Annotated in this window: 27 protein-coding genes, 1 tRNA gene and 1 pseudogene; 4 read left to right on the plus strand and 25 right to left on the minus strand. The window is 64.3% G+C overall.

The annotated features are described in order from the left end of the window. Nucleotides 1-6: 6 nt before the first annotated feature. The 8 genes from pcaD to ACI48I_RS17660 all read right to left on the minus strand — a co-directional run bounded on the left by pcaD (nucleotide 7) and on the right by ACI48I_RS17660 (nucleotide 6958). The gene (pcaD, locus tag ACI48I_RS17625; RefSeq protein ID WP_498574938.1) at nucleotides 7-798 is read right to left on the minus strand and encodes a 3-oxoadipate enol-lactonase; all 792 of its coding nucleotides are present in this window, start codon (nucleotides 796-798) and stop codon (nucleotides 7-9) included. A gap of 2 nt (nucleotides 799-800) precedes the next feature. Further along, nucleotides 801-1586 carry a 1,6-dihydroxycyclohexa-2,4-diene-1-carboxylate dehydrogenase gene (locus ACI48I_RS17630; protein WP_498574939.1) on the minus strand — a complete coding sequence of 262 codons (786 nt, stop codon included), beginning with the start codon at nucleotides 1584-1586 and terminating at the stop codon, nucleotides 801-803. A gap of 2 nt (nucleotides 1587-1588) precedes the next feature. Continuing rightward, on the minus strand, nucleotides 1589-2608 hold the full coding sequence (gene benC, locus ACI48I_RS17635; protein ID WP_498574940.1) for a benzoate 1,2-dioxygenase electron transfer component BenC: 1020 nt from the start codon (nucleotides 2606-2608) through the stop codon (nucleotides 1589-1591). Nucleotides 2609-2693: 85 nt separating this feature from the next. Continuing rightward, on the minus strand, nucleotides 2694-3185 hold the full coding sequence (gene benB, locus ACI48I_RS17640; protein WP_498574941.1) for a benzoate 1,2-dioxygenase small subunit: 492 nt from the start codon (nucleotides 3183-3185) through the stop codon (nucleotides 2694-2696). Further along, a complete protein-coding gene (gene benA, locus ACI48I_RS17645; RefSeq protein ID WP_193686023.1) occupies nucleotides 3182-4558 on the minus strand; it encodes a benzoate 1,2-dioxygenase large subunit in 1377 nt (458 codons plus the stop codon). The genes benB and benA overlap by 4 nt, the downstream gene beginning before the upstream one ends. A 23-nt stretch (nucleotides 4559-4581) precedes the next feature. Further along, a complete protein-coding gene (catA, locus tag ACI48I_RS17650; protein WP_498574942.1) occupies nucleotides 4582-5502 on the minus strand; it encodes a catechol 1,2-dioxygenase in 921 nt (306 codons plus the stop codon). Nucleotides 5503-5533: 31 nt separating this feature from the next. Then, complete coding sequence (catC, locus tag ACI48I_RS17655; RefSeq protein ID WP_193686025.1) at nucleotides 5534-5824, minus strand: muconolactone Delta-isomerase; 291 nt, start codon at nucleotides 5822-5824, stop codon at nucleotides 5534-5536. Between the two features lie 24 nt (nucleotides 5825-5848). Beyond that, nucleotides 5849-6958, minus strand: coding sequence for a muconate/chloromuconate family cycloisomerase (locus tag ACI48I_RS17660; RefSeq protein WP_498574943.1), 1110 nt, complete (start codon nucleotides 6956-6958; stop codon nucleotides 5849-5851). A 101-nt stretch (nucleotides 6959-7059) separates the two neighbouring features. Here ACI48I_RS17660 and ACI48I_RS17665 point away from each other — a divergent pair, with 101 nt between their 5' ends. Further along, a complete protein-coding gene (locus ACI48I_RS17665) occupies nucleotides 7060-7974 on the plus strand; it encodes a LysR family transcriptional regulator (protein WP_498574944.1) in 915 nt (304 codons plus the stop codon). Between the two features lie 71 nt (nucleotides 7975-8045). On the opposite strand, the gene ACI48I_RS17670 is transcribed toward ACI48I_RS17665, so the two are convergent. From ACI48I_RS17670 to ACI48I_RS17680, 3 genes are read right to left on the minus strand one after another with little or no spacing between them, the layout of a single operon-like run. Then, complete coding sequence (locus tag ACI48I_RS17670) at nucleotides 8046-9008, minus strand: Bug family tripartite tricarboxylate transporter substrate binding protein (protein WP_193689086.1); 963 nt, start codon at nucleotides 9006-9008, stop codon at nucleotides 8046-8048. Between the two features lie 41 nt (nucleotides 9009-9049). Further along, nucleotides 9050-9388, minus strand: coding sequence for an AtuA-related protein (locus ACI48I_RS17675; RefSeq protein WP_193686028.1), 339 nt, complete (start codon nucleotides 9386-9388; stop codon nucleotides 9050-9052). After that, nucleotides 9375-10727 (minus strand): acyclic terpene utilization AtuA family protein, encoded by a 1353-nt coding sequence (locus ACI48I_RS17680; RefSeq protein ID WP_498574945.1) that lies wholly within the window; start codon nucleotides 10725-10727, stop codon nucleotides 9375-9377. The genes ACI48I_RS17675 and ACI48I_RS17680 overlap by 14 nt, the downstream gene beginning before the upstream one ends. A gap of 117 nt (nucleotides 10728-10844) precedes the next feature. On the opposite strand from ACI48I_RS17680, the gene ACI48I_RS17685 reads away from it, so the two are divergent. Beyond that, the gene (locus ACI48I_RS17685; RefSeq protein WP_498574946.1) at nucleotides 10845-11768 is read left to right on the plus strand and encodes a LysR family transcriptional regulator; all 924 of its coding nucleotides are present in this window, start codon (nucleotides 10845-10847) and stop codon (nucleotides 11766-11768) included. A gap of 45 nt (nucleotides 11769-11813) precedes the next feature. Here the strand turns inward: ACI48I_RS17685 and ACI48I_RS17690 are convergent, their stop codons facing one another. From ACI48I_RS17690 to ACI48I_RS17730, 9 genes and pseudogenes are all read right to left on the minus strand, one after another. Next, on the minus strand, nucleotides 11814-12407 hold the full coding sequence (locus ACI48I_RS17690) for a 3-hydroxyacyl-CoA dehydrogenase NAD-binding domain-containing protein (protein ID WP_193686031.1): 594 nt from the start codon (nucleotides 12405-12407) through the stop codon (nucleotides 11814-11816). A gap of 76 nt (nucleotides 12408-12483) precedes the next feature. Beyond that, nucleotides 12484-14064, minus strand: coding sequence for an isocitrate lyase (locus ACI48I_RS17695; protein ID WP_193686032.1), 1581 nt, complete (start codon nucleotides 14062-14064; stop codon nucleotides 12484-12486). Between the two features lie 914 nt (nucleotides 14065-14978). Further along, nucleotides 14979-15398 (minus strand): hypothetical protein, encoded by a 420-nt coding sequence (locus ACI48I_RS17700; RefSeq protein WP_193686033.1) that lies wholly within the window; start codon nucleotides 15396-15398, stop codon nucleotides 14979-14981. 47 nt (nucleotides 15399-15445) lie between these two features. Beyond that, nucleotides 15446-15664 carry a hypothetical protein gene (locus ACI48I_RS17705; protein WP_227496783.1) on the minus strand — a complete coding sequence of 73 codons (219 nt, stop codon included), beginning with the start codon at nucleotides 15662-15664 and terminating at the stop codon, nucleotides 15446-15448. Between the two features lie 118 nt (nucleotides 15665-15782). Next, a pseudogene (locus ACI48I_RS17710) lies at nucleotides 15783-15905 on the minus strand (AlpA family phage regulatory protein); the annotation flags it as partial. A gap of 359 nt (nucleotides 15906-16264) precedes the next feature. Next, nucleotides 16265-16339: transfer RNA gene (locus ACI48I_RS17715), tRNA-Val, on the minus strand. A gap of 39 nt (nucleotides 16340-16378) precedes the next feature. Next, complete coding sequence (dnaQ, locus tag ACI48I_RS17720; RefSeq protein ID WP_193686035.1) at nucleotides 16379-17086, minus strand: DNA polymerase III subunit epsilon; 708 nt, start codon at nucleotides 17084-17086, stop codon at nucleotides 16379-16381. A 55-nt stretch (nucleotides 17087-17141) separates the two neighbouring features. Continuing rightward, nucleotides 17142-17582 carry a ribonuclease HI gene (rnhA, locus tag ACI48I_RS17725; protein ID WP_193686036.1) on the minus strand — a complete coding sequence of 147 codons (441 nt, stop codon included), beginning with the start codon at nucleotides 17580-17582 and terminating at the stop codon, nucleotides 17142-17144. Nucleotides 17583-17606: 24 nt separating this feature from the next. Continuing rightward, the gene (locus ACI48I_RS17730) at nucleotides 17607-18380 is read right to left on the minus strand and encodes a class I SAM-dependent methyltransferase (RefSeq protein ID WP_498574947.1); all 774 of its coding nucleotides are present in this window, start codon (nucleotides 18378-18380) and stop codon (nucleotides 17607-17609) included. An 11-nt stretch (nucleotides 18381-18391) separates the two neighbouring features. Here ACI48I_RS17730 and gloB point away from each other — a divergent pair, with 11 nt between their 5' ends. After that, a complete protein-coding gene (gene gloB, locus ACI48I_RS17735) occupies nucleotides 18392-19216 on the plus strand; it encodes a hydroxyacylglutathione hydrolase (RefSeq protein WP_498574948.1) in 825 nt (274 codons plus the stop codon). Nucleotides 19217-19449: 233 nt separating this feature from the next. Here gloB and aceB read toward each other — a convergent pair whose 3' ends face one another. After that, nucleotides 19450-21039: a malate synthase A gene (gene aceB / locus ACI48I_RS17740; protein ID WP_193686039.1), complete on the minus strand. Its 1590-nt coding sequence runs from the start codon at nucleotides 21037-21039 to the stop codon at nucleotides 19450-19452. A 183-nt stretch (nucleotides 21040-21222) separates the two neighbouring features. On the opposite strand from aceB, the gene ACI48I_RS17745 reads away from it, so the two are divergent. Continuing rightward, complete coding sequence (locus ACI48I_RS17745) at nucleotides 21223-22146, plus strand: LysR family transcriptional regulator (protein WP_498574949.1); 924 nt, start codon at nucleotides 21223-21225, stop codon at nucleotides 22144-22146. 131 nt (nucleotides 22147-22277) lie between these two features. Here ACI48I_RS17745 and ACI48I_RS17750 read toward each other — a convergent pair whose 3' ends face one another. The 4 genes from ACI48I_RS17750 to ACI48I_RS17765 form a co-directional block, all read right to left on the minus strand. After that, nucleotides 22278-22481 (minus strand): cold-shock protein, encoded by a 204-nt coding sequence (locus ACI48I_RS17750; protein WP_182988379.1) that lies wholly within the window; start codon nucleotides 22479-22481, stop codon nucleotides 22278-22280. A 301-nt stretch (nucleotides 22482-22782) separates the two neighbouring features. Next, complete coding sequence (locus tag ACI48I_RS17755; protein ID WP_498574950.1) at nucleotides 22783-23163, minus strand: Hpt domain-containing protein; 381 nt, start codon at nucleotides 23161-23163, stop codon at nucleotides 22783-22785. Nucleotides 23164-23166: 3 nt separating this feature from the next. Then, on the minus strand, nucleotides 23167-23817 hold the full coding sequence (gene upp / locus ACI48I_RS17760; RefSeq protein ID WP_193689087.1) for a uracil phosphoribosyltransferase: 651 nt from the start codon (nucleotides 23815-23817) through the stop codon (nucleotides 23167-23169). Between the two features lie 96 nt (nucleotides 23818-23913). Continuing rightward, complete coding sequence (locus ACI48I_RS17765) at nucleotides 23914-25590, minus strand: isovaleryl-CoA dehydrogenase (RefSeq protein ID WP_498574951.1); 1677 nt, start codon at nucleotides 25588-25590, stop codon at nucleotides 23914-23916. Between the last annotated feature and the right edge of the window lie 265 nt (nucleotides 25591-25855).

The following is a 25855-nucleotide window of genomic DNA, read 5'->3' on the forward strand; positions in this document are numbered from 1 at the left end:
GCCGGTTCAGGCCAGCAGGAAGGATGCGACGGCGTCGGTGAACCGGTCCGGCGCCTCGACGTTCGAGAGGTGCGAGGCCGGCAGGGTCGCCATGGTCGCGCCCTTGATTGCAGCTGTCAGCGCGCACGCGTGGGCAACCGTGGTCACCGGGTCGTCCGTGCCGGCGATCACCAGCGTGCTCGCCTCGATCCGGCGCAGGTCCGGCGTCAGGTCGGCCATCGCGAGCGCTTCGCAGCAGGCCGCATAGCCTTCCGGGTCGAGTCCGCGCACGGTCTTTTGCATGCTGCCCACCACGACCGGCTGGCGCCCGACGAAGCCGGGCGTGAACCAGCGCGCAGGCGAGCCCGCGGCAATCTCGTTCATGCCCTCGGCGCGCACCGCCGCGGCCCTCGCCTGCCAGCCCTCGCGCGTGCCGATCTTCGACGCCGTATTGGCCAGCACCAGCTTCTGGAGGCGGCCCGGCGCATGCGCGCCGAGCCACTGGCCGATCACGCCGCCCATCGACAGGCCGACAAAATGCGCGCGTTCGATGTCGAGGTGATCGAGTAGCCCGAGCACGTCGCTCCCGAGGAGTTCGACCGTGTACGGTCCGGCCGGCGCACCGGATGTGCCGACTGAGCCGCCATGGCCGCGGGTGTCGTAGCGCACCACGTAAAAGCGCGTGGCCAGCACCGCGGCCTGGGCGTCCCACATCGACAGGTCGGTGCCGAGGGAATTCGAGAAGACGACGGCCGGGCGGCTGCGCTCGCCATCGCAGCGGACGTTGAGGGTGGCGCCGTTGACAGGAATGGTCGTCATGTTCACCCCTGGTCGCCGCCGGCCACCGGCAGCACGCTGCCGGTGATGTAGGACGCCTCGTCGGAGGCCAGGAACAGGATCGCGCGTACCTGCTCGTCGATCGTCCCATACCGGTGCATCAGGCTCGACTCGACGGTCTGATCGACGATGCCCTGGTACCAGGCCTGCTCCTGTGCGCTCAGCGGGTTCGGATTGCGCGGGACGATCCGGGGCGGCGCCTCTGTGCCGCCGGTCGCCACCGCGTTGACGCGGATGCCGTCCTGCGCATGCTCGAAGGCCAGGCTGGCGGTCAGCGCATTGACGCCGCCCTTGGCGGCCGAATAGGGAATCCGGTGAATGCCGCGCGTCGCCACCGAGGAGATGTTGACGATCGCCCCGCCCTTCTGCGCGATCATCGCCGGCAGTACGGCGCGGCAGCACCACAGGGTCGGGAACAGCGAGCGCCGGATCTCGGCCTCGATCTGCGCTTCCTCGTATTCCTGATAAGGTTTGGCCCAGATGGTGCCGCCGACGTTATTCACCAGCACGTCGATGCGGCCGAATTCGCGCAAGGCCGTCTCCATCAGTGCGCTCGCGCCAGCATACGTCTCGAGGTCGACGTTGGCGAGCGTGACCAGGGCGCCCAGCGCCTGCGCCTCGGCGCCGGTTTCCTCCAGCACCCGGGCGCGGTCGGCCAGCACCAGCTGCGCACCTTCGCGCGCCGCGGCCAGCGCGACGCCGCGCCCGATGCCCTGGGCCGCGCCGGTAACGACGACGGCCTTGCCTTCAAAACGGTTTTGGTTCGTCATCACTAAGCTCCTGCATTCGGCGAGAATTTCTCGTAATGGAAACTGGCGGGCGTGACGCCGATGTCGCCCAGCCAGCCGCGCACGGCGTCCACCATCGGCGGCGGGCCGCACAGGTAGACGTCGACGTCGCCGTCGTTCATCCAGGCTGGCTCGACATGGGCCGTGGCATAGCCCTTGCGCGGATGCGTGCTCTCGGGCGCCGCCACGCAGGTGACGTAAGTGAAGTTCGGATGGGCTGCCGCGATGCGCTCGAGTTCATCGAGGCCGATCAGGTCGAAGTCGTTGGTGACCGCATAGACCAGGCGCACCGGATGGGCGAAACCGCTTTGTTCGAGGCTGCGCAGCATCGACAGGAAAGGCGCGATGCCGGTGCCGCCGGCGAGGAACAGGACCGGCCGCGCGACCGGGCGCAGGTAAAAACTGCCGAAGGGGCCGAGGAAGCTGATGGCGTCGCCCGCGCCCGCCTGGTTGGCGAGGTAGTCGCTCATGCGCCCGTTCGGCACGTTACGCACGACGAATTCGACGCGGCCGGCGCCGGGCGCCGAACTGAAGGAGTAGGAGCGCGTCTGCTCGGTACCGGGAATCTGGACGTTCACGTACTGGCCGGGCAGGAAGCCGGGGGCCGCGCCATCGTCCAGGTCGATGGCGAAGCGGATGGTCGAAGGCGAGAACTGCTCGACCGAAGCGATCTTGCCGCCATAGCTGTGGGCGCCCGACTTGCAGGCCTGCGAGGTGGCCAGGATCTTGACCACGCAATCGCTTTTGGGGCGCATCTGGCAGGCCAGCACGAAACCCTTGGCCGCGTCGGCGGCTTCGAGCGCGTCTTCGATATAGCTGGACTCCGGCATGTCGTAGCTCCCGGACTCGCAATGGGCGCGGCAGGTGCCGCAGGCGCCGTCGCGGCAGTCCAGCGGAATGTTGACGCGCTGGCGATAGGCGGCGTCGGACAGGGTCTCCTTGTCGTTGCACGCGATGAAGCGGGTGATCCCGTCTTCGAACTGCAGGGCGATGTGATGGCTCATGGTGTCTCCTTGGCCGCGGACCGCCCTGCCGGGCTGCGTTGCGGCGATGTGTGAAGCTTGGGTAACGCTGCTTGGATGTGGCTGTTCAGATGTGATACACGTCGATCACCTGGTGGATGTAGTCATTCTTCAGAACGATGTACTTGTCCAGGATCTTCGGCTGGCTGCCGGCGAAATCGATCACGTAGCGCGACATGCCGAAATAGGAAAAATCGGTCTTGTAGCGGTGGCTCAGCGTGTGCCAGTTGAAGCGCACCGTGACCACTGTTCCTTCCTGCTTCTCGATTTCGATGTTGGCGATGTTGTGGCTGGTACGCGTGTCCGGCACCGTAGCGCTCGAGCGTTCGGTCTTGATCCGGAATACGCGGTCTTCCAGGCCCTGGCGCGTCGGGTAGTAGATCAGCGAGATCTCGCGCTGCGGGTTTGAGACCAGCTGGCCGTCGTCGTCCCAGGATGGCATCCAGAACTGCGCGTCCGGGTGGTAGCAGTCGAGCCACTCGTCCCAGGCCTCGTCGTCCAGCAGGCGCGCTTCGCGGTACAGGAATGCCGCGACGTCAGTGATGGCGATGGCGCTCATGGCTGCTCTCCCTGGGCCGCTTTGGCATTCTTCATGACGTCGAGCCAGTAGCGGTGCTGCACCGTATATAGCCCCTCGTCCTCGGTGCGCACGCCGCTCAGCACCGGCGCCAGGCCGATTTCCCTGGCCGCCTCGTCCGGGCCCTGGATCCACTGTTTGGCCCCGCGGCACATGTCGTTCCAGGGCATGGCGCTGCCGGCGTAGCCGGTCTGGCAGGCGCGGAATTCTTCCAGGTCGTCGGGCGTGGCCATGCCGCTGACGTTGAAGAAGTCCTCGTACTGGCGGATGCGGCGGGCACGCGCCTCGTCGGATTCGCCTTTCGGCGCGATGCAGTAGATCGTGACTTCCGTCTTGTCGACCGCGATCGGGCGCAGCACGCGGATCTGGGACCCGAACTGGTCCATCAGGTAGACGTTCGGGTACAGGCACAGATTGCGCGAGCGCTCGACCATCCAGTCGGCGGTCGGCTTGCCGTACTGCGCCGCATACTCGGCGTGGCGCGGGTAGTTCGGCCGGTCTTCGGGATTGGCCCACTTGGTCCAGAGCAGCATGTGGCCGTGGTCGAAGGCATAGAAGCCGCCGCCCTGGCGACCCCACTTGCCGGCATCCATGGCGCGGATCTTGTCTTCGCGCTCGGCCTCTTCCTTCCTGCGATTGGTCGTGGCGGCGTAGTTCCAGTGCACGGCCGAGACGTGGTAGCCGTCGGCGCCGTTCTCGGCCTGCAGCTTCCAGTTGCCCTCGAAGGTATAGGTCGAGGCGCCGCGCAGCACTTCCAGGCCGTCGGGCGACTGGTTGACGATCATGTCGATGATCTTGCCGGCCTCGCCGAGGAATTCCTCGATCGAGGGCACGTCCGGGTTCAGGCTGCCGAACAGGAAGCCCTTGTAGTTGGCGAAGCGCGCCAGCTTTTTCAGGTCGTGCGAGCCTTCCTTGTTGAAGCAGTCCGGATAGCCCGCGTCTTCCGGGTCCTTCACCTTCAGCAGCTTGCCGCTGTTATTGAAAGTCCAGCCGTGGAAGGGGCAGGTATAGGTCGCCTTGTTGCCGCGCTTCAGCCGGCAGAGCTGGGCGCCGCGGTGGCTGCAGGCATTGATGAAGGCGTTCAGCTCGCCCTGGCGGTTGCGTGCGATGAACACCGGCTGCCGGCCCATCTGCAGCGTGTAGTAGTCGTTGTTGTTCGGGATCTGGCTTTCATGGGCCAGGTAGATCCAGTTACCCTCGAAGATGTGCTTCATCTCGAGTTCGAACAGTTCCGGATCGGTGAACGCGCTGCGGTGCAGGCGGTGGTCGCCGGTTTCGTGATTTTCAACCAGCAGCGCGTCGAGGTCGATGTTGCTGGCCGTGGGACGTGCAGGCACGGGATGGATCGGGATCATGGTGTTCTCCTCTCAGGCTTCGCTTATGCCGCGGCGCGCTGGCGCTCGACTTGTGCGCTCGGTGCGGCTTCGATGTCGCGGTGCAGGCGGAAATCGAAATCGATCGATGCGAAGGGCTTGTCCTGGCCACGCGCGGCAATCGCTGCCGGGTCCTCCACGCGGGTGACCGGCGGCACCAGGCCTTCGCGGCTGGCGAATGCGAAGTCGTCCCACAGGTATTCATCGCCGTCGATGTTGATTTGCGTGGTCAGCTTGCGCTGGCCGGGGGCGCTGACAAAAAAGTGGATGTGGGCCGGGCGCTGGCCGTGGCGGCCCAACTGGTCGAGCAGCGTCGCGGTGCTGCCGCCCGGCGGACAGCCATAACCCTTGGGCATGATGGTCTGGAAAGCGTAGCGGCCCTGGTCGTCGGTGACGATCGTGCGGCGCAGGTTGAAGTGCGATTGAGTGGAATCGAAGAAGGAGTAATTCCCGAGCAGGTTGGCGTGCCAGACTTCGACTTTCGCGCCCGGCACCGCGTTGCCGTCGGCATCGAACACGGTACCCTGCATGAACAGTACCTCGCCCTGCCCGCTCTCGGTCCCGTCGTCGAGGCGCGCAAAGCCTTTGGCCTCCGGCGCGCCGGCCACGTACAGCGGACCTTCGATGGTGCGCGGCGTGCCGCCTTCGATGCCGGCGCGCGCTTCCGCCTCGTCGGCGCGGATGTCCATGAAGCGCTCCAGGCCCAGGCCCGGGGTCAGCAGGCCCAGTTCATTGTTCTTGCCGGCGTTGGTGAGGAATTCGACGCCCTTCCAGAATTCGCTCGGCTGGATGTCGAGGTCTTCCATCGCCTTGCACAGGTCGGCGACCAGGCGCAGGACGATGGCCTGCACGCGCGGGTTGGCGGGACGGTCGGCGGCGTCGACGATCCATTGTTTGGCCAGCAGGTCGATTTGTTGGTGGTTCATGTTTGTCTCCTAGGATTGGACTGGTTTCGGATTACAGGTCGCCAGCGCGGACGGACGAGGGGTGGCGGCACAGGGGCGTGACCGCGATCCGCATGTAAGGGAACAGCGGCAGCGACATCAACAGCGCGTGCAATTCTTCGTTGCCGGGCACGTCGAAGATGCTGACGTTGGCGTACTGGCCGGCGACGCGCCACAGGTGGCGCCAGCTGCCCTCTTCCTGCAGGCGCTGCGCGAGCGCCTTTTCTTGCGCCTTCAGGGCGTCGGCCTGGTCTTTCGGCATCGACTGCGGCAGCTGGACTTCCATCGTTACGTGAAACAGCATGGTGGTCTCCTCTTGTATTTGGGTTCAACGGCGGCGCATGCGGCGCAGCCTGGCGGCGTCGACGCGCACGCCCAGGCCCGGCTTCGACGGCACCTGCAAGGCGAAGTCGGCGTAGACCAGCGGCTCTTCCAGCACTTCCTCGGTCAGCAGCAGTGGCCCGAAAAGCTCGGTGTCCCAGGACAGGTCGGTGAAGGTGGCGCACAGGTGCGCCGTGGCGGCGGTACCGATGCCGCCCTCCAGCATCGTGCCGCCGTACAGGCCGATGCCGGCCAGCTGGGCGACGGTGGCGACCTCCTTCGCCGGGAACAGGCCGCCGGACTGGGCGATCTTCACGGCGAACACGTCGGCACCGTGGTTGCGGGCGATGTCGAAGGCGTCGAGCGGGCCATGCAGCGCCTCGTCGGCCATCAGCGCCACGTCGAAGCGGGCCGCCAGGCGGCGCATCCCGGCGCGGTTCTCGGCGCGCACCGGCTGCTCGACCAGGTCGATGCCGCCGGCTTCCAGCTGGGCGATACCGCGCACGGCATCGAGTTCGTTCCAGGCCTGGTTGACGTCGACCCGCACGCTGGCGCGGTCGCCGAGGGCGCGCTTGATGGCGAGCACGTGGTCCACGTCTTCCTGCAGGGCGCGCGCGCCGATCTTGAGCTTGAAAATGCGGTGGCGGCGCTTTTCCAGCATCGCCTCGGCCTCGGCGATGTCCTTCGCCGTGTCGCCGCTGGCCAGGGTCCAGGCCACCGGCACGCTGTCGCGCACCCGGCCGCCAAGCAGTTCGGAGAGCGGCACGCCGAGGCGCTGGCCTTGCGCGTCGAGCAGCGCCGTCTCGATCGCGCATTTGGCGAAGCGGTTGCCCTGGATGGTCTTGCGCAGCTTTTTCATCACGAGCGCGACCTTCGAAGCGTCCATGTTCATGATCAGCGGCGCGATGTGGGCGTCGATGTTCGCCTTGATGCTCTCCGGGCTTTCTTCGCCGTAGTTGAGGCCACCGATCGTGGTCGCCTCGCCCCAGCCTTCGATGCCGTCGTCGCAACGGACCCGGACCAGGACCAGCGTCTGCGTGTTCATGGTCGCGACGGAGAGCTTGTGCGGCCGGATGGTCGGGACGTCGACAAGCGTGGTTTCGATTTCGCGGATCATATTTAATTCGTATAATGGGATAAGTGAATACACGATATTCCTGAACATGATGACCGTCCAACACTGATTTGGTATCGCTTCGATACCCTGGAGGTATGAACATGGAGCTGCGCCACCTGCGCTATTTCGTCGCCGTCGCCGACGAAAAGAACTTCACGCGCGCGGCCGCACGCCTGCACATCGCGCAGCCGCCGCTGAGCCGGCAGATCCAGCAGCTGGAAGAAGAACTGGGCGTGGTGCTGATCGAAAAGGGTTCGCGGCCGGTGCGCCTGACCGAGGCCGGCAAGTTCTTCCATGCCCATGCCGCCGAACTGCTGGCCAAGGCCTCCGACCTGAAGGCCATGACCCAGCGCGTCGGCAAGATCGACCGCAAATTCGCGATCGGCTTCGTCGCGTCGACCTTGTACGGGCTGTTGCCGGAGATCGTGCGGCGCTTTCGCAACCGCTACCAGTCGCTCGAGATCAGCTTCCACGAGCTGACCACGATGGAACAGCTGCAGGCGCTCAAGGAGGGAAGGATCGATGTCGGCTTCGGCCGGCTCAAGAGTGAAGATCCGGCGATCCGCCGCATTGTGTTGCGCGAAGAAGCCTTGATCGTGGCCCTGCCCGTCGGGCACCGCCTGAGCGCGATCGAGGGTCCCCTGAAGCTGTCGCAGGTGGCGCAGGAGACGCTGCTGGTCTACCCGAAAGCGCCCCGTCCGAGTTTTGCCGACCAGGTGCTGGCCACCTTCAAGGAACGCAACCTGGTGCCGCAAACGGTGCTGGAGGTGCGCGAACTGCAGATCGCGGTCGGCCTGGTGGGCGCCGGCCAGGGCGTGGCCGTCGTTCCGCAAAGCCTGCAGGGCATGATCCGCACCGACGTCGTCTACCGGCCGCTCGACGAAGTCACGGCGGTCTCGCCGATCATCTTCAGCGCGCGCCACATGGACCGCTCACCGGAGCTGGTCAACATGCTGGAAGTGATCTACGAAATCTACGAGGAACTGGGGATCGCGCACGTCAGGCACAGCTTGTAGTGGCCCCAGCAAAAAGGCCAGCATGGAAGCTGGCCTCGTCTGTTTGTTGCCGGTCCTCGACCGGCGACTCGCTATTCTTTTTCGATCCCCGCCTTGCGGATGATCTCACCCCATTTCTTCGACTCGGCCTGCTGGAATGCCGCCAGCTCCTCGGGCGAGGTCAGGAAGATCGCGGTGCCGCTGGTCGCGTAGAAACCGCTGTTGGCGCCGGGGCTTTTCGCGGCCTTGCTCAGCAGCTCATTGAGCCTGGCGACCACCGGCGCCGGCGTTTTCGCCGGCGCATAGGCGGCGAACCAGTAACCGACGTCATAGCCCTTGACGCCGGCCTCGGCGATCGTCGGCACATCCGGCATCAGCGGCGAGCGGTGGCCTTCCGAATAGCCCAGGGCGCGCAGCTTGCCGCTCTTGATATGCGGCAGGCCGGTGGCGGAATCGGTAATCATCATCTGGATCTGGCCGCCCAGCAGGTCGGTGATGGCGTAGGTGTTGCTCTTGTAGGGAACATGCAGCAGCTGCACGTGGGCCAGCTGCTGGAACAGTTCGCCCGCCACCCGGCTCGACGAACTGCCGCTGCCGAAGCTGATCTTGCCCGGCTCCTTTTTGGCGAGGGCGATGAAGTCGGCCACGCTCTTCACGGGAGACGAGGCATTGACGACCATGATCTGTCCGCCCTTGCCGAGTGCCGTAATCGGCGCAAAACTCTTCACCGGGTCGTAGGGCACGGATTTGTACAGGTGCTCCGCAGCCGCGTGGGTGGTATTCGTCGCGATGAGGACCGTGTAGCCGTCCGGCGCGGCGCGCGCCACCTCGTTGGCGCCGATGAAGCCATTCCCGCCGGGCTTGTTGTCGACGATGACCGGCTGCTTCGTCTCCTGGCTGACCGCCTGTCCCAGTGCGCGCGCCAGCTGGTCGGTCGCGGTGCCGGCCGCGAAGGGCACGACGAAGTGGATCGGTTTTTCCGGGAAGCCGGCGGCCGATGCAGCGGCGGACAGCGCAAGGCATACGGCGGGGATGGCCAGATGACGCAGTTTCATGACACTCATTACTTGTCTCCTTGAGGGGTGGTTTTTGTATGTTAAGCGGTGGGTGCAAGGACCGTCGGACTGTCCTGGTCGGGAATGTCGAGGCTGAGGATCGCCGAACTCAGGGTTTTACCATGGGCGTCCAGGGCGAGCGAACGGGTGACGCCGCCGCTCAGGGCATCGTGCAGGACGAAGTTCAGGGCGCCAAGCGCCGGCAGCGCGAAACGCTGCACCTCCCCCGCGGCGATATCGGCGAAATGCGCTTTCACGCGCTCGGCGGTGAGGTAGTTTTCCAGCCGCGGATAGTCCTGCGGGTCGTAAGCGATCACGGAAATATTCGAGATATTGCCCTTGTCGCCGGCGCGCGCATGCGCGATCTCACGTAACAGCATGCTGGTTCTCCCCGAAGTGGACGGATGCCTGCACGGCGTCGCGCGGCAGCAGGGTCGATAATACCGCGACGATATCGCGCGCCGACTTGAAGGCGCCGCCGCCGCCCGCCGGGCCGCAGGTGTACAGGCTTTCCACTTCGTTGGCGATGCGCGCCGCTTCACGCAGGCTGTCGGTGCGTCCGGCCACGCGGATGCGCACCTCGTACGGTTCCGGATGCGGCGCGGCCAGCCGGTCGCGGTGCATGGCGTTCACGCCCAGGATGTCGTAGCGGATCTCGCTGGCCTGCACGCCGGTGATCTTCAGGCGCTCCTCGACGATGGACAGCGCCAGGCGCGCCCGGTTCAGCGCCCCCGGACCGGCGTATGACATCTGGCCCTCGCCGATATAGCTGTCGATGTAGCCGATCGAGACCTTCAGCGTATCCGGGCGCGGATGGCCGGTGGCGCCTTCGACCAGCACCCGGTCGGGGCCGATTTCCGTGATCCGCACCCCGGAGAAATCGGCGACCACGTCCGGTGTCAGGTAGGCGCGCGGATCGTGGATCTCGTAGAGCAGCTGTTCCTTGCAGGTGGCGGCCGTCACCTGCCCGCCGCTGCCTTCCACCTTGGTGATGACGACGCTGCCGTCCTCGGCCACTTCGCCGATGGGAAAGCCCAGCCGCGCCAGGCCGGCCACGTCCTTGTACCCGGGATCGGCGAAATAGCCGCCGGTGATCTGCCCGGCGCATTCCAGCAGGTGTCCCACCAGCGTGCCCTGCCCCAGCCGCTGCCAGTCGTCCATGGCCCAGCCGAATTCATGAATCAGCGGGGCCAGCACCAGGGCCGGATCGGCGGCGCGGCCGGTGATGACGACATCGGCGCCGGCGGCCAGCGCCTCGACCAGCGGCTGCGCGCCGAGATAGGCGTTCGCGGACAGCAGGCGTTCGCCGAGGCGGCTGACCGGCTGGCCGGTGTCGTCCATGAACTGCCCGGCGCGCAGCGTATCGAGCACGTCGTCGCCGATGACCGCCGCGACCTTCAGGCCTTCCAGCCCCATCGACCGGGCGATCTCGCGCACCATGGCGGCCGCGGCCAGCGGATTGGCGGCGCCCATGTTGGTCACGATCCGGATGCCCTGTTCACTGCACTGGGCCAGCACTGCCCGCATGCGCTCCGCGAGCAGCGGATCGTAGCCCCCCGCCGGATCCTGCATGCGCGCCCGCTGGGCAAGCGCGATCGTGCGTTCGGCGAGGCACTCGAAAATGAGGTAGTCGAGATCGCCTTTTTCGACCAGCTCCACGGCGGGCTCGAGACGGTCGCCGGAGTAGCCGGCACCGGCCCCGATTCTGATTCGTTTCATGGACGCTCCCTGGCAATGCACTTCCCTGCTTCACAGTGTGGCGCGCCCGACTAATTAAGTACAATGGTCATTTCAGATGGATTGATCCGGTTTTCGGATGAATCACAGGCAGGCAGGATGACGACCAATATCTCGACCAGGCTGCTGTATGCCTTCGTCGCGCTCGAGGAGACCCGGCATTTCACGCGTGCGGCCGAACGCTGCCATACCTCGCAGCCGGCCTTCAGCGCGATGATCCGCAAGCTCGAGGAAGCGACGGGCACGCGGCTGTTCGAGCGCGACACGCGCAATGTCACGCTGACCCCGGAAGGCGAACTGTTTTCCGAGGTGGCACGCTCGCTGATCGCCGAATTCGAAGCGGCCTTCGACGACATGGCCGATTACGTGGCGCGGCGGCGCGGACGGGTGTCGATCGCGGCCCTGCCTTCGCTGGCGGCGCGCGCCCTGCCCGCCGTGATCGCGCAGTACCGGCGCCAGTATCCGGGCGTGGCCGTGACCCTGCACGATGCCTTGTCCGATCAATGCCTGGCGCTGCTGCGCCAGCACAAGGCCGATCTCGTGCTGACGGCACCGGGCGCGAATTTCAACGAGTTCGAATCGCGGGTGCTGGGCAGCGATCCCTTCTACCTGGTGTGCCGGCGCGACCACCCGCTGGCCCGCAGGCGCCGCCTGAAGGCGGCCGACCTGGCCGGACAGGAACTCATTCATCTCGCCAAATCTTCGAGCGTGCGCCAACATGTCGACATCCTGCTGCGCGCCATCGAGACCGTGCATTCGGGCTTCGAAGTGGAACACCTGGCGACGGTGGCCGGCCTGGTGGAGCAAGGCCTGGGCGTGAGCATCGTACCCGAGCTGACCCTGTTCCAGTTCCGCCAGCTGGACCTGGCCGCGATCCCCCTGGACGCACACGAACAGACGCGTCCCATCCTGGTCGTCAAGCGCAAGGACCAGGCGCTGTCGATTGCGGCCCAGGTCATGCTGGAACTGATCGAGAAGCAGATCGGGCCGATCGGCACCCGGCGCCAGCCTCCGCAGCGTTAAAGCAGGTTGAGCCGCCCTGCCCTGGGCGGCTGGCGCACAGGCCGGCTATTCCAGTATCAGATCGACGCGCCAGGCCTCGCCATCGGCCACCGGCGCCACCGCGCGGAACATGGGAGCGAAGGCGATCGCGGTGGCCAGGGCCTGCGCCGAGGTCCGTTTGCCGCAAACGACTTCCCAGGTTCCGCCTGCGTCGCCAGGACCGGCGCGATGCAAGCCGAGCACCTCGCCGCTGCGCCGCGTGCAGCCGGCAACCTGGTCCACGCCGCGCTGGCTCGCAAGCGCTATCAGTATCGCGCCGGGCTTTGCCACCTGGTCCAGTCTGCGGAACAGCTTCTCCTTGCCGGCCATGTCGGTGCGCACGGCTTCGATGATCAGGTCGCAGTCTTTCAGGTGATGAAAGTTGACCGTCCCCGCCAGCAGGGCCATGCGCCGGCCGGCCGACCGGACCTGCGCCATCCCCTGGTCGAGCGTTTCGCGCCCGGTTTCGAAGAGCGTGACCGGGATGCCGGCCTCCAGCAGGTTGATGGCGATACCGGCGCCCATCGCGTTGGCGCCAATGATGCCGACCCGCCCGACAGGGCGCGGGCTGGCGTTCGCGAGCGCCAGGGCGTCGCGGCTTTCGTCGTTCATGTTGCTCATGTGGTTTCCTCGGTATGGCGCACAAATGGATCACGAAAAAAAAGCCCGCCGTGGCGGGCCTGTGCAGTGCTATGCGTCAGAACTGGTTCATCGTGTTGTGTTTGCCGGACGCCTTCAGCGCTGCCTCGCCGCTGAAGTATTCCTTGTGGTCGTCGCCCAGGTCGGAGCCCGACATGTTCTGGTGCTTGACGCAGGCGATACCCTGGCGGATTTCCTTGCGCTGCACGCCGGCCACATAGCCCAGCATGCCCTGCTCGCCAAAGTATTCCTTGGCCAGGTTATCGGTCGACAGCGCGGCGGTGTGATAGGTCGGCAGCGTGATCAGGTGGTGGAAGATGCCCGCTTCGCGTGCGGCGTCCGCCTGGAACGTGCGGATACGCTCGTCGGCCTCGCGCGCCAGTTCCGACTCGTCGTACTCGGCGCTCATCAGCTGCGAGCGCTCGTATTTCGAGACGTCCGCGCCCTCGGCCTTCATGCTGTCGAAGACCTGCTGGCGGAAGTTCAGCGTCCAGTTGAAGGACGGGCTGTTGTTGTAGACCAGCTTCGCGTTCGGGATGACCTTGCGGATTTCCTTGACCATGCCGCCGATCTGGGCGATGTGCGGCTTCTCGGTCTCGATCCACAACAGGTCGGCGCCGTTCTGCAACGAGGTGATGCAGTCGAGGACGCAACGCGCCTCCCCGGTGCCTTCGCGGAACTGGAACAGGTTGCTCGGCAGGCGCTTGGGACGCAGCAGCTTGCCGTCGCGCTTGATGATCACGTCGCCGTTGCCCAGGGCATCGAGCGAGACCTCTTCGGCATCGAGGAAGCTGTTGTACTGGTCGCCCAGGTCGCCCGGCTCGCGGGTGTAGGCGATCTGCTTGGTGAGACCGGCGCCCAGCGAATCGGTACGCGCCACGATCAGGCCGTCGTCGACGCCCAGTTCCAGGAAGGCGTAGCGCACGGCACGGATCTTGGCGAGGAAGTCTTCATGCGGCACGGTGACCTTGCCGTCCTGGTGGCCGCACTGCTTCTCGTCCGACACCTGGTTCTCGATCTGGATGCAGCAGGCACCCGCTTCGATCATCTGCTTGGCCATCAGGTAGGTCGCCTCGGCATTGCCGAAGCCGGCGTCGATGTCGGCGATGATCGGCACCACGTGGGTGACGAAATTGTCGATCTTGTCCTGGATGGCAGCGCGCGCCGGTCCTTCGGCGGCATCGAGCTGGCGGAACAGGCCGCCGAGTTCGCGCGCGTCGGCCTGGCGCAGGAAGGTGTAGAGCTCGCGGATCAGCGCGGCGACCGCGGTCTTCTCGTGCATCGACTGGTCCGGCAGCGGGCCGAACTCGGAACGCAATGCCGCAATCATCCAGCCCGACAGGTACAGATAGCGGCGGTCGGTGTTGTTGAAGTGCTTTTTAATGGAGATCATCTTCTGCTGGCCGATGAAGCCGTGCCAGCATCCCAGCGACTGGGTGTATTGGGACGGATCGGCATCGTAGGCCGCCATGTCGCGCCGCATGATGCCCGCCGTGTAGCGGGCAATATCGAGGCCGGTCTGGAACCGGTTCTGCGCGCGCATGCGGGCCGCCGACTCGGGATTGATGGCGTTCCAGCCCTCGCCCTGCTGCTGCTTGAGACTGGTGATGGCCTGGATATCGTTCTGGTACTGGGACATGATGACACTCCATGAAAGATGAATCGAAACCTGTGGCGTCCGCCGCTGAGCTGTGCTCGCGAACTGCGCCGGGATGGGTTCATCATAAATGAATACGCTCGGATATCTTCTGTCTTATATAAGACTTACCAGAATCTTTTATTCCTTTGTTTTCAATCGCTTGTATGACTCTTTTTGCAATGTGGAAGGTGGTTTTGAAGAATGGGATCATACGAACGGCGAACAGGCGTCCAATTTTTCGCAATATGAAACGAAGTTCGGCTGTGTGAAAAATAGGGCCGGCGCTGGCGAATGGACGCCTGACGCAGGGTGAGGAGGCAAAAGGCGCGATCGTGAACTGGAAGCGCCACCGAATACAGCGCGCTGCATTGCCTGGCATGAACTTTTGCAGGAACGGCTACGGAATCGCTGGGCGTGTTCGCAGCAGACCGTCTCTGGAAGGTGGAGCCTGCGGCGGCCGAGCGGCTGCTGTACGCAGGCTCCGGATACCATTCAGCGGCGTCCCTGCAGCTGCTGATCAATACAGCACCAGTGGAGAAGACGGGGTCTTCGGCCCGGGCGGTTCTTGCCGGACTGGGGAGCTTTCCGAGAGCGATCGGCTCGACTGGGCAAGAGAGCGCCTGCCTGCCGCGGGCGCGCATGCGGAGACGCTGGCCAGGATTCTCCACACGGACATCGGCGCCAGTCCATGATCGACTACGTGAAGCTCAAGAGGACGCGAGGTCTCGGAAAAGGCCGGCGTGATGAAGCCCCAGTCAGCGAGCGTCACTGTGGCATGCTTTTGGGGAATCGCACCTCGCCTTGAGGCGGGGAAATCCGGTTCGATGCAGCAAGGAAGGTCAAAGATCGAGGCCTTATCTTGTCGTCGACATGATCAGGCCTGGTCGTTTCTCTTGCCGTGAGCCCGGGATGGCTCAGTCGGGGTATAAGCGTTCGAAGACTTCCTTGAACATTAGCCACTGTTGCGGAATCGAAGTGCTCTTCAACTCTTCCTGATAAACCGCCAGCGCGATTTCAATCGCGGGAATCAGCTGCCGGGTTTTACGGAGCTTGGTTTGTTCGATCAGGTAGTTCACGAGATCGATTGGCCTGTGCATCTGCATGTCTTGCGGCACCAGAGCCGGGTACGGGACGAAATCTTGAGGATGCGCAGCGTGAAGCAGCAGAAGCGTGTATTCGCCAACCATCGCCTGAGCACCCAGCGCCCCCAAGCTATTGAGATACTTCAGCTCCAAATTGATGTTGTTGAGCAAATCGTTGTCATTACGACTGATTAGCAACGAGGGCTCATCACCTTGCCTGGTGAGTCCCACGATGAGACGTGGATCTTTCATGATCAATCCTTTCTACCCGGCCGGAGCCGGGCATGGACAAATGACGATTAAGGTGCAGGGTGCGCGCCGTTGTCAGTTAATCTTTTTGCCGTTTCGAAACAGGCAAACATCCGATCGTTAGCTTCTTGCTTGGACATTTCGACCTCTCGGTAAAGGTCCTGCCCTTTCCTTCCCTTGGCGTTGACGATCGCGTTGCAAACTCTGATCTCCGCGATATTGATGTCCACGCAAATTTGACCCAACTCGGCTTGGGTCTTGCCTCTCATTCCGCTGTCTGGCCCACGAAGGTGCCATCGTCACCCTGCCTGTGGGCCACGAGGACGTGTTTCCCTCTATTGGATCCCCTCGCTCTCCAGCCAGCCCAATGCGAGCTGATGGTTTGAGCTGCGCAGGGAACGTGCCCTGCTTGATGGCTGAGTAGATACTTGACCGCGATAGCCCAGTCATCGACATGACTTCGCGGATCCGGATGATCCGGCCGCTACCTGGAAGAGTTGGGATTTGCATCGCTGCTCCAATAAGGTTGACTGGTCCAAGAGTACCTGTACAGCCCAGGCAGGAACAGCATCTAACAGCCTGGTTTTCGCCCGGTTAGATTTGCTCATCGGTAGAGGTGGCCGTGAATGTCCGACCGTGGAGGCCAGCCGCAAAGGAGACTAGTAGCTGACCGTATCTCAGGTATCAGCCATTTGTCGCCACGCGGCATGTTGACGGGGGCTTCTTCGCGAGTCGCCATCGAAAGGCTCTCATGCTGAGCAAGTCCCATATTGTCCAGCGACGTACCGGGATGTTTCCCGTACTTTTCCCGTACAAAGCAAAAGGGCCTGTAACGCAACGTTACAGGCCCTTGACTTTGCTAAGAATTCTGGTGGGAAGTGCAAGTTTCGAACTTGCGACCCCTGCAGTGTGAATGCAGTGCTCTACCCCTGAGCTAACCTCCCTGACAACGAGGCGTATTATGCCAAAAACTTTCTCTACCGTCAAACTTTTGGCGAATAATTTCTCCACACGCATTCGCCTTTGACGCCTTTGTCGAGGCCGGCAAGCACTTCGTCGTGGAATGCCAGTTCGTCCGCACTGGCCGCGACGACGATGATCTCGCCCAGCGGCACGGCGTCGAGCTCGATGCCGTCGCTGGTGGATTCCGCCTCGTGGTCCATCGACAGCGAGTTCTGGCCGCGCGTCATGGCGAGATACACATCGGCCAGCAGCTCCGAGTCGAGCAATGCGCCGTGCAGCTTGCGGTGGGCGTTCGAGACGCCGTAGCGGTCGCAGAGGGCGTCCAGCGAGTTGCGTTTGCCCGGATGCATTTCCTTGGCGTTGACCAGTGTGTCGATCACGCCGCTGCAATGCGACGTAAAACTCGGCAGGCCGAGCCGCTGGAATTCGGCGTTGAGAAAACCCAGGTCGAACGGCGCGTTATGGATGATGACTTCGGCGCCGGAGATGTAGGCGCGAAGCTTCTCGGCGATCTCGTGGAATTTCGGCTTGTCGCTGAGGAACTCGGTGGTCAGGCCGTGCACCGCGAGCGCAGCCTCGTCGGACTCGCGCTCGGGGTTGATGTACTCGTGAAAATTGTTACCGGTGAGCGTGCGATTGACCAGCTCGACGCAGCCGATTTCGATGACGCGGTCGCCCGTGCGTGGGTTCAGGCCGGTGGTTTCGGTATCGAGGACAATCTGGCGCATGGCTGGCTAATCTTGAGTAAAGGCAAGACGAGAGTATAGCGCATGCGCCCCTGGATCAGCGTCGTACGGTGGTCACACCCCGGTTCGCCAGCACGTCGGCGCGCTCGTTGCCGGGATGGCCGTTGTGGCCGCGTACCCAGCGCCATTCGACCGTGTGCTGCTGCTGGGCCAGGTCGAGCGCCTTCCACAAATCGTCGTTCTTGACCGGCTCCTTGGCCGCGGTCTTCCAGCCGCGTGCCTTCCAGCCGTGGATCCATTCCGAGATGCCCTTCTGCACGTACTGGCTGTCGGTGTGCAGCACCACGTCGCAGGGCCGGTTCAGGACGCCCAGGGCCTCGATCACGGCCTTCAACTCCATGCGGTTGTTGGTCGTGTTCAGCTCGCCGCCAAAGATTTCCTTCTCGTGCCCGTCGGCCACCAGCAGCGCGCCCCAGCCGCCGGCGCCCGGATTGCCCTTGCAGGCGCCATCGGTAAAAATTTCCACTTTCGTCGTCATGCCAGGCGGTCTTTCCTTGATTCTTTATTCTCTGTTGGTTGCCGGGACAGCCTGCGGCGCCCGGCTCGACTTCTTGTTCCACGCCGGCCCGATCAGGTGCATGCCTTTCACGCGCTTGATCGCGTGCACGATGTAGACGGCGCCAAGGTAGGGCCACCACTTCTGCCCTGCCCCTTCCATCACCGCGAAGCGGTTGATCCACTGGGCCGTGCGAAACGGTGGCGCGTAACAGCCGAAATGGCTGCGCGTGACGCCAAGATTCAACAATTTTAACCAGTCTTTCATGCGGGGCATAGAGATGAATTCGCCTGCCGCCGGCAGGTAGCCGCTGCGCGTGACCTTGCCCAGCCCCTGGCGCACGCCCCACAGGCTGGCCGGATTGAAGCCGCAGATGATCACCTGCCCTTCGGGGATCAGCACGCGCTCGACCTCGCGCAGCACCTGGTGCGGCTCGGCCGCGAACTCGAGCACGTGCGGCAGCACGACCAGGTCCAGGCTTTGCGAAGCGAAGGGCAGCTCGGCGAAATCGAGGGCCACGGCGATCTGCTTGCCGCTGGCGGCGAACTCGAGTTCGTCGAAGGTCGAGGTGCGCGTTGCCGCCTGCCACTTGTTCGGCATACGGTTCGCGGCCAGGGCGTCGATCTGCGAGACGCCGATCTGGACCGCGTTATAGCCGAAGATATCGGCCGTCAGCTCGTCGAGGCAAGCCTGCTCGAAGGCGCGCACATAGGCGCCTGCCGGGGAAAGCAGCCATTCGTCGAGCGCTATAATGGATTTTTCTGACGCAGCGCTATCCATGCCACCCTCTCATGCAAACCAGACCAGATTCCAACGGCGATCACGCCGCGCGTAATGATTTGAGTGTCCTGACCATACCAGCGTTCAAGGATAATTATCTTTGGCTGATCCACGACGGGTCGAACGCCGCCGTCGTCGATCCCGGCGATGCGGCGCCCATCCTGGCGGCGCTCGCCGCGCACGGCCTGACCCTTACCGCCATTCTACTCACCCATCACCATGCTGACCACATTGGTGGCGTGCCCGCCCTGCTCGACCGTTTCGATGTGCCGGTATTCGGCCCGCGTAACGACGGCATCGATGCGGTGACCGAGCCGCTGGGCGAAGGCGACCGCATCACCGTACCGGGCCTGGGACTGGAGCTGGCCGTGCTCGAGGTGCCGGGCCACACGCTCGGCCATATCGCCTATGTGCGTACCACGCCGGGCCTGCATTGGCTGTTCTGCGGCGACACCCTGTTCGCCGGCGGCTGCGGCCGCCTGTTCGAAGGAACGCCAGCCCAGATGGCCGCGTCGCTCGACAAGCTCGCCAGCCTGCCCGAGGATACCGAAGTCTATTGCGCGCACGAATACACGCTGTCGAACCTGCGCTTCGCGCTGGCCGTCGAGCCGGACAACGAAGCACTGGTCCTGCGCATGCGCGACGAGAGCGCCAAGCGCGCGGCCGGGCTGCCGACGGTGCCCTCGAGCATAGGCCTGGAGCGCAGCACGAATCCGTTCATCCGTTACCGCGAGCCGGCCATTGCCGAGTCCCTGCTGGCGGCGGGCAAGCTGGAACGTGGGGCCGCGCCGGTGCAGGCATTTGCCGCCCTGCGTGAATGGAAAAACGTGTTCTGAACCGGCACTGCCGGCCTCGTGCAGCTCCCTCTCCCCTTCGGCCCTGCCAGCCTGGCGTGGACGCGTGCGTGGCCGGGCGCTGCATTTTGCTGCTTTTCCTGTGTTGGTTAGTTACATTTCGAAGGTACGCACCCTTCCCCCGATGCGGGCACCTCATGCATGCCACAGGCGAACGACGCCCGCAAAAAAAGGCGCCGTCGCGATGACGGCGCCTTTTCCCATACCGGCCTGACTCAGATTTCTTCGTACAGCGGCAGCGTCAGGAATTCCGCGAACTGTTCCGAGGTCGACATTTGCTCGAAGATCTCCGCGGCGCGCGCATAGCTCGGGTTGTCCCCGTTCGGCGCTGCTGCCTTGGCGTTCGCCAGTTCTTCCGGAATCATCGCGCGCACCATCTCGGCGGTCACCTTGCGGCCGTCGTCCAGCACGCCCTTCGGCGAACGGATCCACTGCCACACCTGCGAGCGGCTGATCTCGGCGGTGGCGGCATCTTCCATCAGGTTATGAATCGGCACGCAGCCATTGCCCGCCAGCCAGGCGCCCAGGTAGTGGATACCGACGTTGATGTTGTAGCGCAGGCCCGCTTCCGTGATCGGCGCTTCCGGCTTGAAGTCGAGCAGTTGCGCGGCAGTGACTTCGACGTCCGGACGCTGCTTCTCGATCTGGTTCGGCTTGTCGCCGAGCACCTTCTTGAATTCCGTCATCGCCAGCTCGACCAGGCCCGGGTGGGCGACCCAGCCGCCGTCGTAGCCGTCGGTCGCATCGCGCGCCTTGTCGGTACGCACGCCGCCCATGGCGATCTCGTTCTTTTCCGGATCGTTCTTGATCGGGATGAGCGCTGCCATGCCGCCGATCGCCGGCGCGCCGCGCTTGTGGCAGGTCTTCAGCAACAGCAAGGCATAGGCGCGCATGAAGGGCGCGGTCATCGTCACCTTCGGGCGGTCGGCCAGGCAGAAGTCCTTGTCATTCTTAAATTTCTTGATGCACGAGAAGATGTAATCCCAGCGGCCCGCGTTCAGGCCGGCGCTGTGCTCGCGCAGTTCGTACAGGATCTCGTCCATCTCGAAGGCAGCGACGATGGTCTCGATCAGCACGGTCGCCTTGATCGTGCCACGCGGCAGGCCCAGCGCCTCTTGCGTCGCGATGAAGATGTCGTTCCACAGGCGCGCCTCGAGGTGCGATTCCATCTTCGGCAGGTAGAAGTACGGGCCGGCGCCGCGCGCCAGCTGCTCTTTCGCGTTATGGAACATGAACAGGGCGAAATCGAAGATGCCGCCCGAGATGCGCTTGCCGTCGACCAGCACGTGCTTTTCGTCGAGGTGCCAGCCGCGCGGACGCACGACCAGGGTCGCGACCTTGTCGTTCAGCTTGTAGGTCTTGCCGTTCTGCTCGAGCGAGATCGTGCGGCGCACGGCGTCGCGCATGTTGATCTGGCCGGTAATCTGGTTGTCCCAGTTCGGCGTGTTCGAATCCTCGAAGTCGGTCATGTAGCTGTCGGCGCCCGAGTTCAGGGCGTTGATGACCATCTTGCGCTCGACCGGGCCGGTAATTTCAACGCGGCGGCACTCCAGCGCTTGCGGGATCGGCGCGATTTTCCAGTCGCCGTTGCGGATGTGGGCGGTCTCGGGCAGGAAATCCGGGCGCTCGCCGGCGTCCAGGCGTTTCGCGCGCTCGACGCGGGCGGCAAGCAGCTCCTGGCGGCGCGGCTCGAATTTTCGCGTCAACATCGCGACCAGTTCGAGCGCCTCGGGCGTGAGGATTTGTTCGAAACCGGGCTTGATCTCGGCCGAGATTTCCAGGCCTTGCGGGGTGGCGATGGTCATGTGGTGCTCCTTGAAGGGTGTCAAAAATCCTGTGCAGCGGTTGGCCAATGCCGCCCAGTATAAGCCAGCTTGGCGTTTGCCATATCATCAAGTATATTCAACAGAAAGTAGGCAAACGATACATTTGTGCATTTCATTTGTGCGTATTTGTCACAGATGGTGCATCACGATTACAGGAGCGGCGTGGGAAAGTTCAGGGAAATCTCGACCTTTGTCGAAGTGGTGGCGCGCGGCAGCCTGTCGGCGGCGGCGCGGGCCGAGGGAATCGCGCCGGCGATGATCGGGCGCCGCCTGGACGCGCTGGAAAGCCGGCTCGGCGTGAAGCTGCTGCAGAGGACGACGCGGCGCCTCGCCCTGACCGACGAAGGCGCGGCCTTTCTCGAGGATTGCCAGCGCATCCTGGCCGAGATGGAAGAGGCGGAGACGGCCGTGTCCGAACGCAGCGCGCATGCGAAGGGGCACCTGCTGGTGTCGGCCCCGGCCGGCTTCGGACGCCAGCACGTGGCCCCCCTGCTGCCCTCTTTCCTGGCCGAACACCGCGAGGTGACGGTCAACCTGAACCTGAACGACCGCGTGGTCGACGTCGTCGGTGACGGGGTCGATGTCGCGATCCGCATCGCCAGCCTTGGCGACTCGAACCTGGTGGCCGTGAAGCTGGCCGAGAATGCGCGCGTGGTGGTGGCGAGCCCCGCCTACCTGAAGCGCCACGGCACGCCGCGCACGCTGGCCGACCTGGCGCGCCACAACTGCCTGGCAATCAGCAGCGAAGGCAGCCAGCGCGGCTGGACCTTTCGCGAGCACAACAAAACGGTGACGCTGAAGGTGGCCGGCAACATGGTTTGCAACGATGGGGAAGTCCTGCACGACTGGGCGCTGGACGGGAAAGGCCTGGCCTGGCGCTCGATGTGGGAAGTCGGCGCGCACCTCGAGGCGGGGAAACTGGTGACGGTGCTCGACGATTATGCGGCGCCGGGCAACGATATCCACGCGGTATTTGCCCAGCGGCGACATTTGCCGCTGCGGATACGCGCCTTTGTCGACTTCCTGCGGCGCGCTTATGCGCAGCCGGATTATTGGCGGGCGGAAATCAAAGAGGTCGAAACCTGAGCGGGCGCCAACACGGCTGAGGAAACGGGTAGCTGTGGCGGCCTTGTGATGACTCCGCCATGCTGTGCGAAAGCGATAGACGAAAAAAAATCCCCGGCAATGCCGAGGATTTTTTCATCGTAACTCAGCGATTAGATCGGCTGAATGTTCGATGCTTGTTTGCCCTTAGGACCCGAGGTCACGTCGAACGAGACGCGCTGGTTCTCTTGCAGGGACTTGAAGCCTTGGCTCTGGATAGCCGAGAAGTGCGCGAACAGATCTTCGCCGCCTTCATCAGGGGTGATGAAGCCGAAGCCCTTCGAGTCATTGAACCATTTAACGATGCCAGTTGCCATTACAATTTCCTATTTCAGTTAAGTGGGCTTACGCCCGTTTATGATCGTTTGAAGAAGCAAGAAAGAAATGACAGACAGACTGCACTACTAGCTCGAACCCAACGATCCCGTATTATACCGAATAAAACCGCGCACAAGCAGTTTTCGCAAAATAAAAAAACAGTGTGCGTAACAATGCCGTACACCAACTATTTGCTCGACTATTGCGGGACTCGATTTGCATCGGCACTAGGGAGAATATAGGTCATCGAAGCTTGGCAAGTTTGCGCTGGATCAAACGGCTCGACGCTAGACTTTTGGCCTATGGCAACAGGGAAAACGCGGCGCTGTGATACGCCGGCGCGGGCGCCGCCAGGCCGCTGCGGACAAAATCGTCCAGTGAAGCCAGCCATGCGCGCCAGTCGTCCTCGCCCACGTGTTCGAAAGCCGTCAGCACGCGCAGGCGCTGCTCGAGTGCGCGCGCGCCCTGCCCCAGTTCGCGAAAGCCGAAGGTTACCGCGGCGCCGGCCAGCGTATGCAGCAGCGACTGCAGGTCGGCCGCCAGCGCGGGCGCCGGCGTGGCCGGATCGAAGTCCGCTCCGGCCGCGCCGAGCCGCTGCAGCGTGGCCGGCAGGCCGGCGCGGAAGTCTTCGTTCGCCTGGGTCAAGCGGACAAAGAAGTCCGTATCGTTTGCGCCCGTCACCGCTTACTTGGTGCCGAAGATGCGGTCGCCGGCGTCGCCCAGGCCCGGCACGATATACGCGTGCTCGTTCAGGTGCGAGTCGAGCGAAGCGACATACAGCTTCACGTCCGGATGCGCATCGTGGAAGACCTTGACGCCTTCGGGGGCCGCGACCAGGGCCAGGAAGATGATCTGGTCGTCGCGCACGCCGCGCTTCTTGAGCACGTCGACCGCGTGCACCGCCGAGTTCCCGGTGGCGACCATCGGATCGCACAGGATGAAGGTGCGCTCGGAGGTGTCCGGCAGGCGCACCAGGTATTCGACCGGCTCGTGGGTGTCGGGATCGCGGTACACGCCGATGTGGCCGACGCGCGCCGACGGCACCAGTTCCAGCAGGCCGTCGCTCATGCCGATACCGGCGCGCAGGATCGGCACGATGGCCAGCTTCTTGCCGGCGATGACGGGGGCGTCGATCGTCACCAGCGGGGTCTGGATCGCACGCGTGGTCAGCGGCAGGTCGCGCGTGATCTCGTAGCCCATCAGGAGCGTGATTTCCTTGAGCAGTTCGCGGAAGGTGCGCGTGGAGGTGTCGTGCTCGCGCATGTGCGACAGCTTGTGCTGGATCAGCGGGTGGTTCAGGATGTAGAGGCTCGGGAAGCGCGGGTCTTGTTTCATGATCGACATAAGAGGTGTTCTTTGGTTGAGACGTTCAACCTGCCATTATCCCAGTAGCGCGTCCTTTTGTCGCGCTCCGGCTGTAGAAACTTCATGCTAGAGCTTCAGGGCCCGCCCCAGGATCGCGTCGAGGTCGAGCCCGGACGGCAGCCGGCCGAAGGCGCCGCCCACATCCTGCGCGATGCGCGAGGCGACGAAGGCCTCGGCCACATACGGCGGCGCATGCTGCAGCAGCAGTGCGCCCTGCACCGCGATCACCAGCCGCTCGGCGAGCCTGCGCGCGCGCGCTTCGTCCGTGTCCAGCAGGTCGCGCCCGAGCTGCCCGACATACCGGGCGAAGCGCGCGTCGAGCGCCGCCGCCGGCGCCAGCTCGGCCTCGAGCGCCGCGCGCGCCGCTTCCGGCGCCTTGCCGAGTGCACGCAGCACGTCCAGGCACATCACGTTGCCCGAGCCTTCCCAGATCGAGTTGACGGGAAATTCGCGGTACAGGCGCGCCAGCGGCCCATCCTCGACATAGCCGTTGCCGCCCATGACCTCCATCGCCTCGGCGCCGAAAGCCGGGCCGCGCTTGCACAGCCAGTACTTGCCGGCCGGGGTCAGGATGCGGCCGAGCGCGGCTTCGTTCGGATCGTCTGCCCTGTCGAAGCAGCGCGCCAGGCGCAGGGCGAAGGCGGTGGCCGCTTCCGATTCGAGCGCCAGGTCGGCCAGCACGTTCTGCATCAGCGGCTGCTGCGCCAGCGGTTTGCCGAAGGCGGCGCGGCCGCGCGCGTGGTGCAGCGCGTGGCACAGGGCCGCGCGCATGATGCCGGCCGTGCCGACCACGCAATCGAGGCGGGTATGGCTGCCCATTTCGAGGATGGTCGGGATGCCGCGCCCGACCGCGCCCACCAGCCAGCCGACCGCGTCGCAGAATTCGACCTCGGACGAGGCGTTCGAGCGGTTGCCGAGTTTATCTTTCAGGCGCTGCACCCGGATCGCATTGCGGCTGCCGTCGGGCAGGAAGCGCGGCACGAAGAAACATGACAAGCCGGCACTCCCGCCTTCGTCGGTCTGTGCCAGGATCAGGTGGGCGTCCGACTGCGGCGCCGAGAAAAACCACTTGTGGCCGACGATGCGCCAGGCGCCCTCGCCTTCCTCGCCGAAGCGCGCCCTCGCCTCGCCCGGGGCAATCTCCGTTGCGCGCGTCGTGTTGGCGCGCACGTCGGTGCCGCCCTGTTTTTCCGTCATGCCCATGCCGATCAGGGCGCCGCGTTTCTGCCCGACCGGCAGCGAGCGCGGGTCGTACTCGTTCGAGAGGATTTTCGGGAGCCAGCGCTCGCCCAGCTTGCCGGCGCGGCGCAGCGCCGGCACCGAGGCGTAGGTCATCGTCACCGGGCACTGGGCGCCGTTCTCCACCTGCCCGAACAGCAGATAGGCGCCGGCCCGCGCCACCTGCGCGCCCGGGCGCGGATCGGCCCAGGGCGCAGAGTGGGCGCCGGCGCCGATCATCAGCGCCATCAATTCATGCCAGGCCGGATGGAATTCGATTTCGTCGATGCGCCGCCCGCTGCGGTCGAAGGCGACCAGGCGCGGCCCGTTGGCATTGGCCAGGCGCGCGAGGTCGAGCACTTCCGGACGGCCCAGGCGGGCGCCAAGCGCGTCGAGGCCATCGTGCGCCCACTGCGCGCCCTCGCGCGCCAGGCCCTCCTGCAAAGCCGGATCGCAGCGCAGCAGGTTGACGTCGCCGAAGGGCGGCGCCTGGTTGAAGACTTCGTGCGTGTCGAACTGGTTCATTGCGGCTCCTCGCGGCTATGCGCGTTCCGGTCTATAATGTTGCAAGAAAGCATCGAATCGAATGCTTTTGCTTTCTTAGGTGCAACTCATCGGCGACAATGGCGGTCTTGTATTGACAGCGCCTGTTAGCGATCCGTCAAGAGGCTAGCGCAAAGCGCGACGTCAGGCAAGGTGCCACTGCGGTAACGCAAATGAAGCGTAAAACACAGTGGCATCCGATCTTTTTTTAATGCCCCTTGGAATTTTTCAGTGATAAAGTGCCCTG

The sequence above is a fragment of the Massilia sp. LXY-5 genome (assembly GCF_059801075.1).

Coding starts and splice junctions, on each gene's coding strand:
- ACI48I_RS17630 (WP_498574939.1), bottom strand. CDS start 1,586: ATGACGAACCAAAACCGTTTTGAAGGCAAGGCCGTCGTCGTTACCGGC.
- catC (WP_193686025.1), bottom strand. CDS start 5,824: ATGCTGTTTCACGTAACGATGGAAGTCCAGCTGCCGCAGTCGATGCCG.
- ACI48I_RS17680 (WP_498574945.1), bottom strand. CDS start 10,727: ATGAAACGAATCAGAATCGGGGCCGGTGCCGGCTACTCCGGCGACCGT.
- dnaQ (WP_193686035.1), bottom strand. CDS start 17,086: ATGCGCCAGATTGTCCTCGATACCGAAACCACCGGCCTGAACCCACGC.
- ACI48I_RS17685 (WP_498574946.1), top strand. CDS start 10,845: ATGACGACCAATATCTCGACCAGGCTGCTGTATGCCTTCGTCGCGCTC.
- ACI48I_RS17750 (WP_182988379.1), bottom strand. CDS start 22,481: ATGGCAACTGGCATCGTTAAATGGTTCAATGACTCGAAGGGCTTCGGC.
- ACI48I_RS17670 (WP_193689086.1), bottom strand. CDS start 9,008: ATGAAACTGCGTCATCTGGCCATCCCCGCCGTATGCCTTGCGCTGTCC.
- benA (WP_193686023.1), bottom strand. CDS start 4,558: ATGATCCCGATCCATCCCGTGCCTGCACGTCCCACGGCCAGCAACATC.
- gloB (WP_498574948.1), top strand. CDS start 18,392: ATGCAAACCAGACCAGATTCCAACGGCGATCACGCCGCGCGTAATGAT.
- ACI48I_RS17695 (WP_193686032.1), bottom strand. CDS start 14,064: ATGTCCCAGTACCAGAACGATATCCAGGCCATCACCAGTCTCAAGCAG.
- aceB (WP_193686039.1), bottom strand. CDS start 21,039: ATGACCATCGCCACCCCGCAAGGCCTGGAAATCTCGGCCGAGATCAAG.
- ACI48I_RS17705 (WP_227496783.1), bottom strand. CDS start 15,664: ATGAGAGGCAAGACCCAAGCCGAGTTGGGTCAAATTTGCGTGGACATC.
- ACI48I_RS17690 (WP_193686031.1), bottom strand. CDS start 12,407: ATGAGCAACATGAACGACGAAAGCCGCGACGCCCTGGCGCTCGCGAAC.
- pcaD (WP_498574938.1), bottom strand. CDS start 798: ATGACGACCATTCCTGTCAACGGCGCCACCCTCAACGTCCGCTGCGAT.
- rnhA (WP_193686036.1), bottom strand. CDS start 17,582: ATGACGACGAAAGTGGAAATTTTTACCGATGGCGCCTGCAAGGGCAAT.
- upp (WP_193689087.1), bottom strand. CDS start 23,817: ATGAAACAAGACCCGCGCTTCCCGAGCCTCTACATCCTGAACCACCCG.
- ACI48I_RS17765 (WP_498574951.1), bottom strand. CDS start 25,590: ATGAACCAGTTCGACACGCACGAAGTCTTCAACCAGGCGCCGCCCTTC.
- ACI48I_RS17675 (WP_193686028.1), bottom strand. CDS start 9,388: ATGCTGTTACGTGAGATCGCGCATGCGCGCGCCGGCGACAAGGGCAAT.
- benC (WP_498574940.1), bottom strand. CDS start 2,608: ATGAGCCATCACATCGCCCTGCAGTTCGAAGACGGGATCACCCGCTTC.
- ACI48I_RS17730 (WP_498574947.1), bottom strand. CDS start 18,380: ATGGATAGCGCTGCGTCAGAAAAATCCATTATAGCGCTCGACGAATGG.
- ACI48I_RS17660 (WP_498574943.1), bottom strand. CDS start 6,958: ATGATCCGCGAAATCGAAACCACGCTTGTCGACGTCCCGACCATCCGG.
- ACI48I_RS17665 (WP_498574944.1), top strand. CDS start 7,060: ATGGAGCTGCGCCACCTGCGCTATTTCGTCGCCGTCGCCGACGAAAAG.
- benB (WP_498574941.1), bottom strand. CDS start 3,185: ATGAGCGCCATCGCCATCACTGACGTCGCGGCATTCCTGTACCGCGAA.
- ACI48I_RS17700 (WP_193686033.1), bottom strand. CDS start 15,398: ATGAAAGATCCACGTCTCATCGTGGGACTCACCAGGCAAGGTGATGAG.
- catA (WP_498574942.1), bottom strand. CDS start 5,502: ATGAACCACCAACAAATCGACCTGCTGGCCAAACAATGGATCGTCGAC.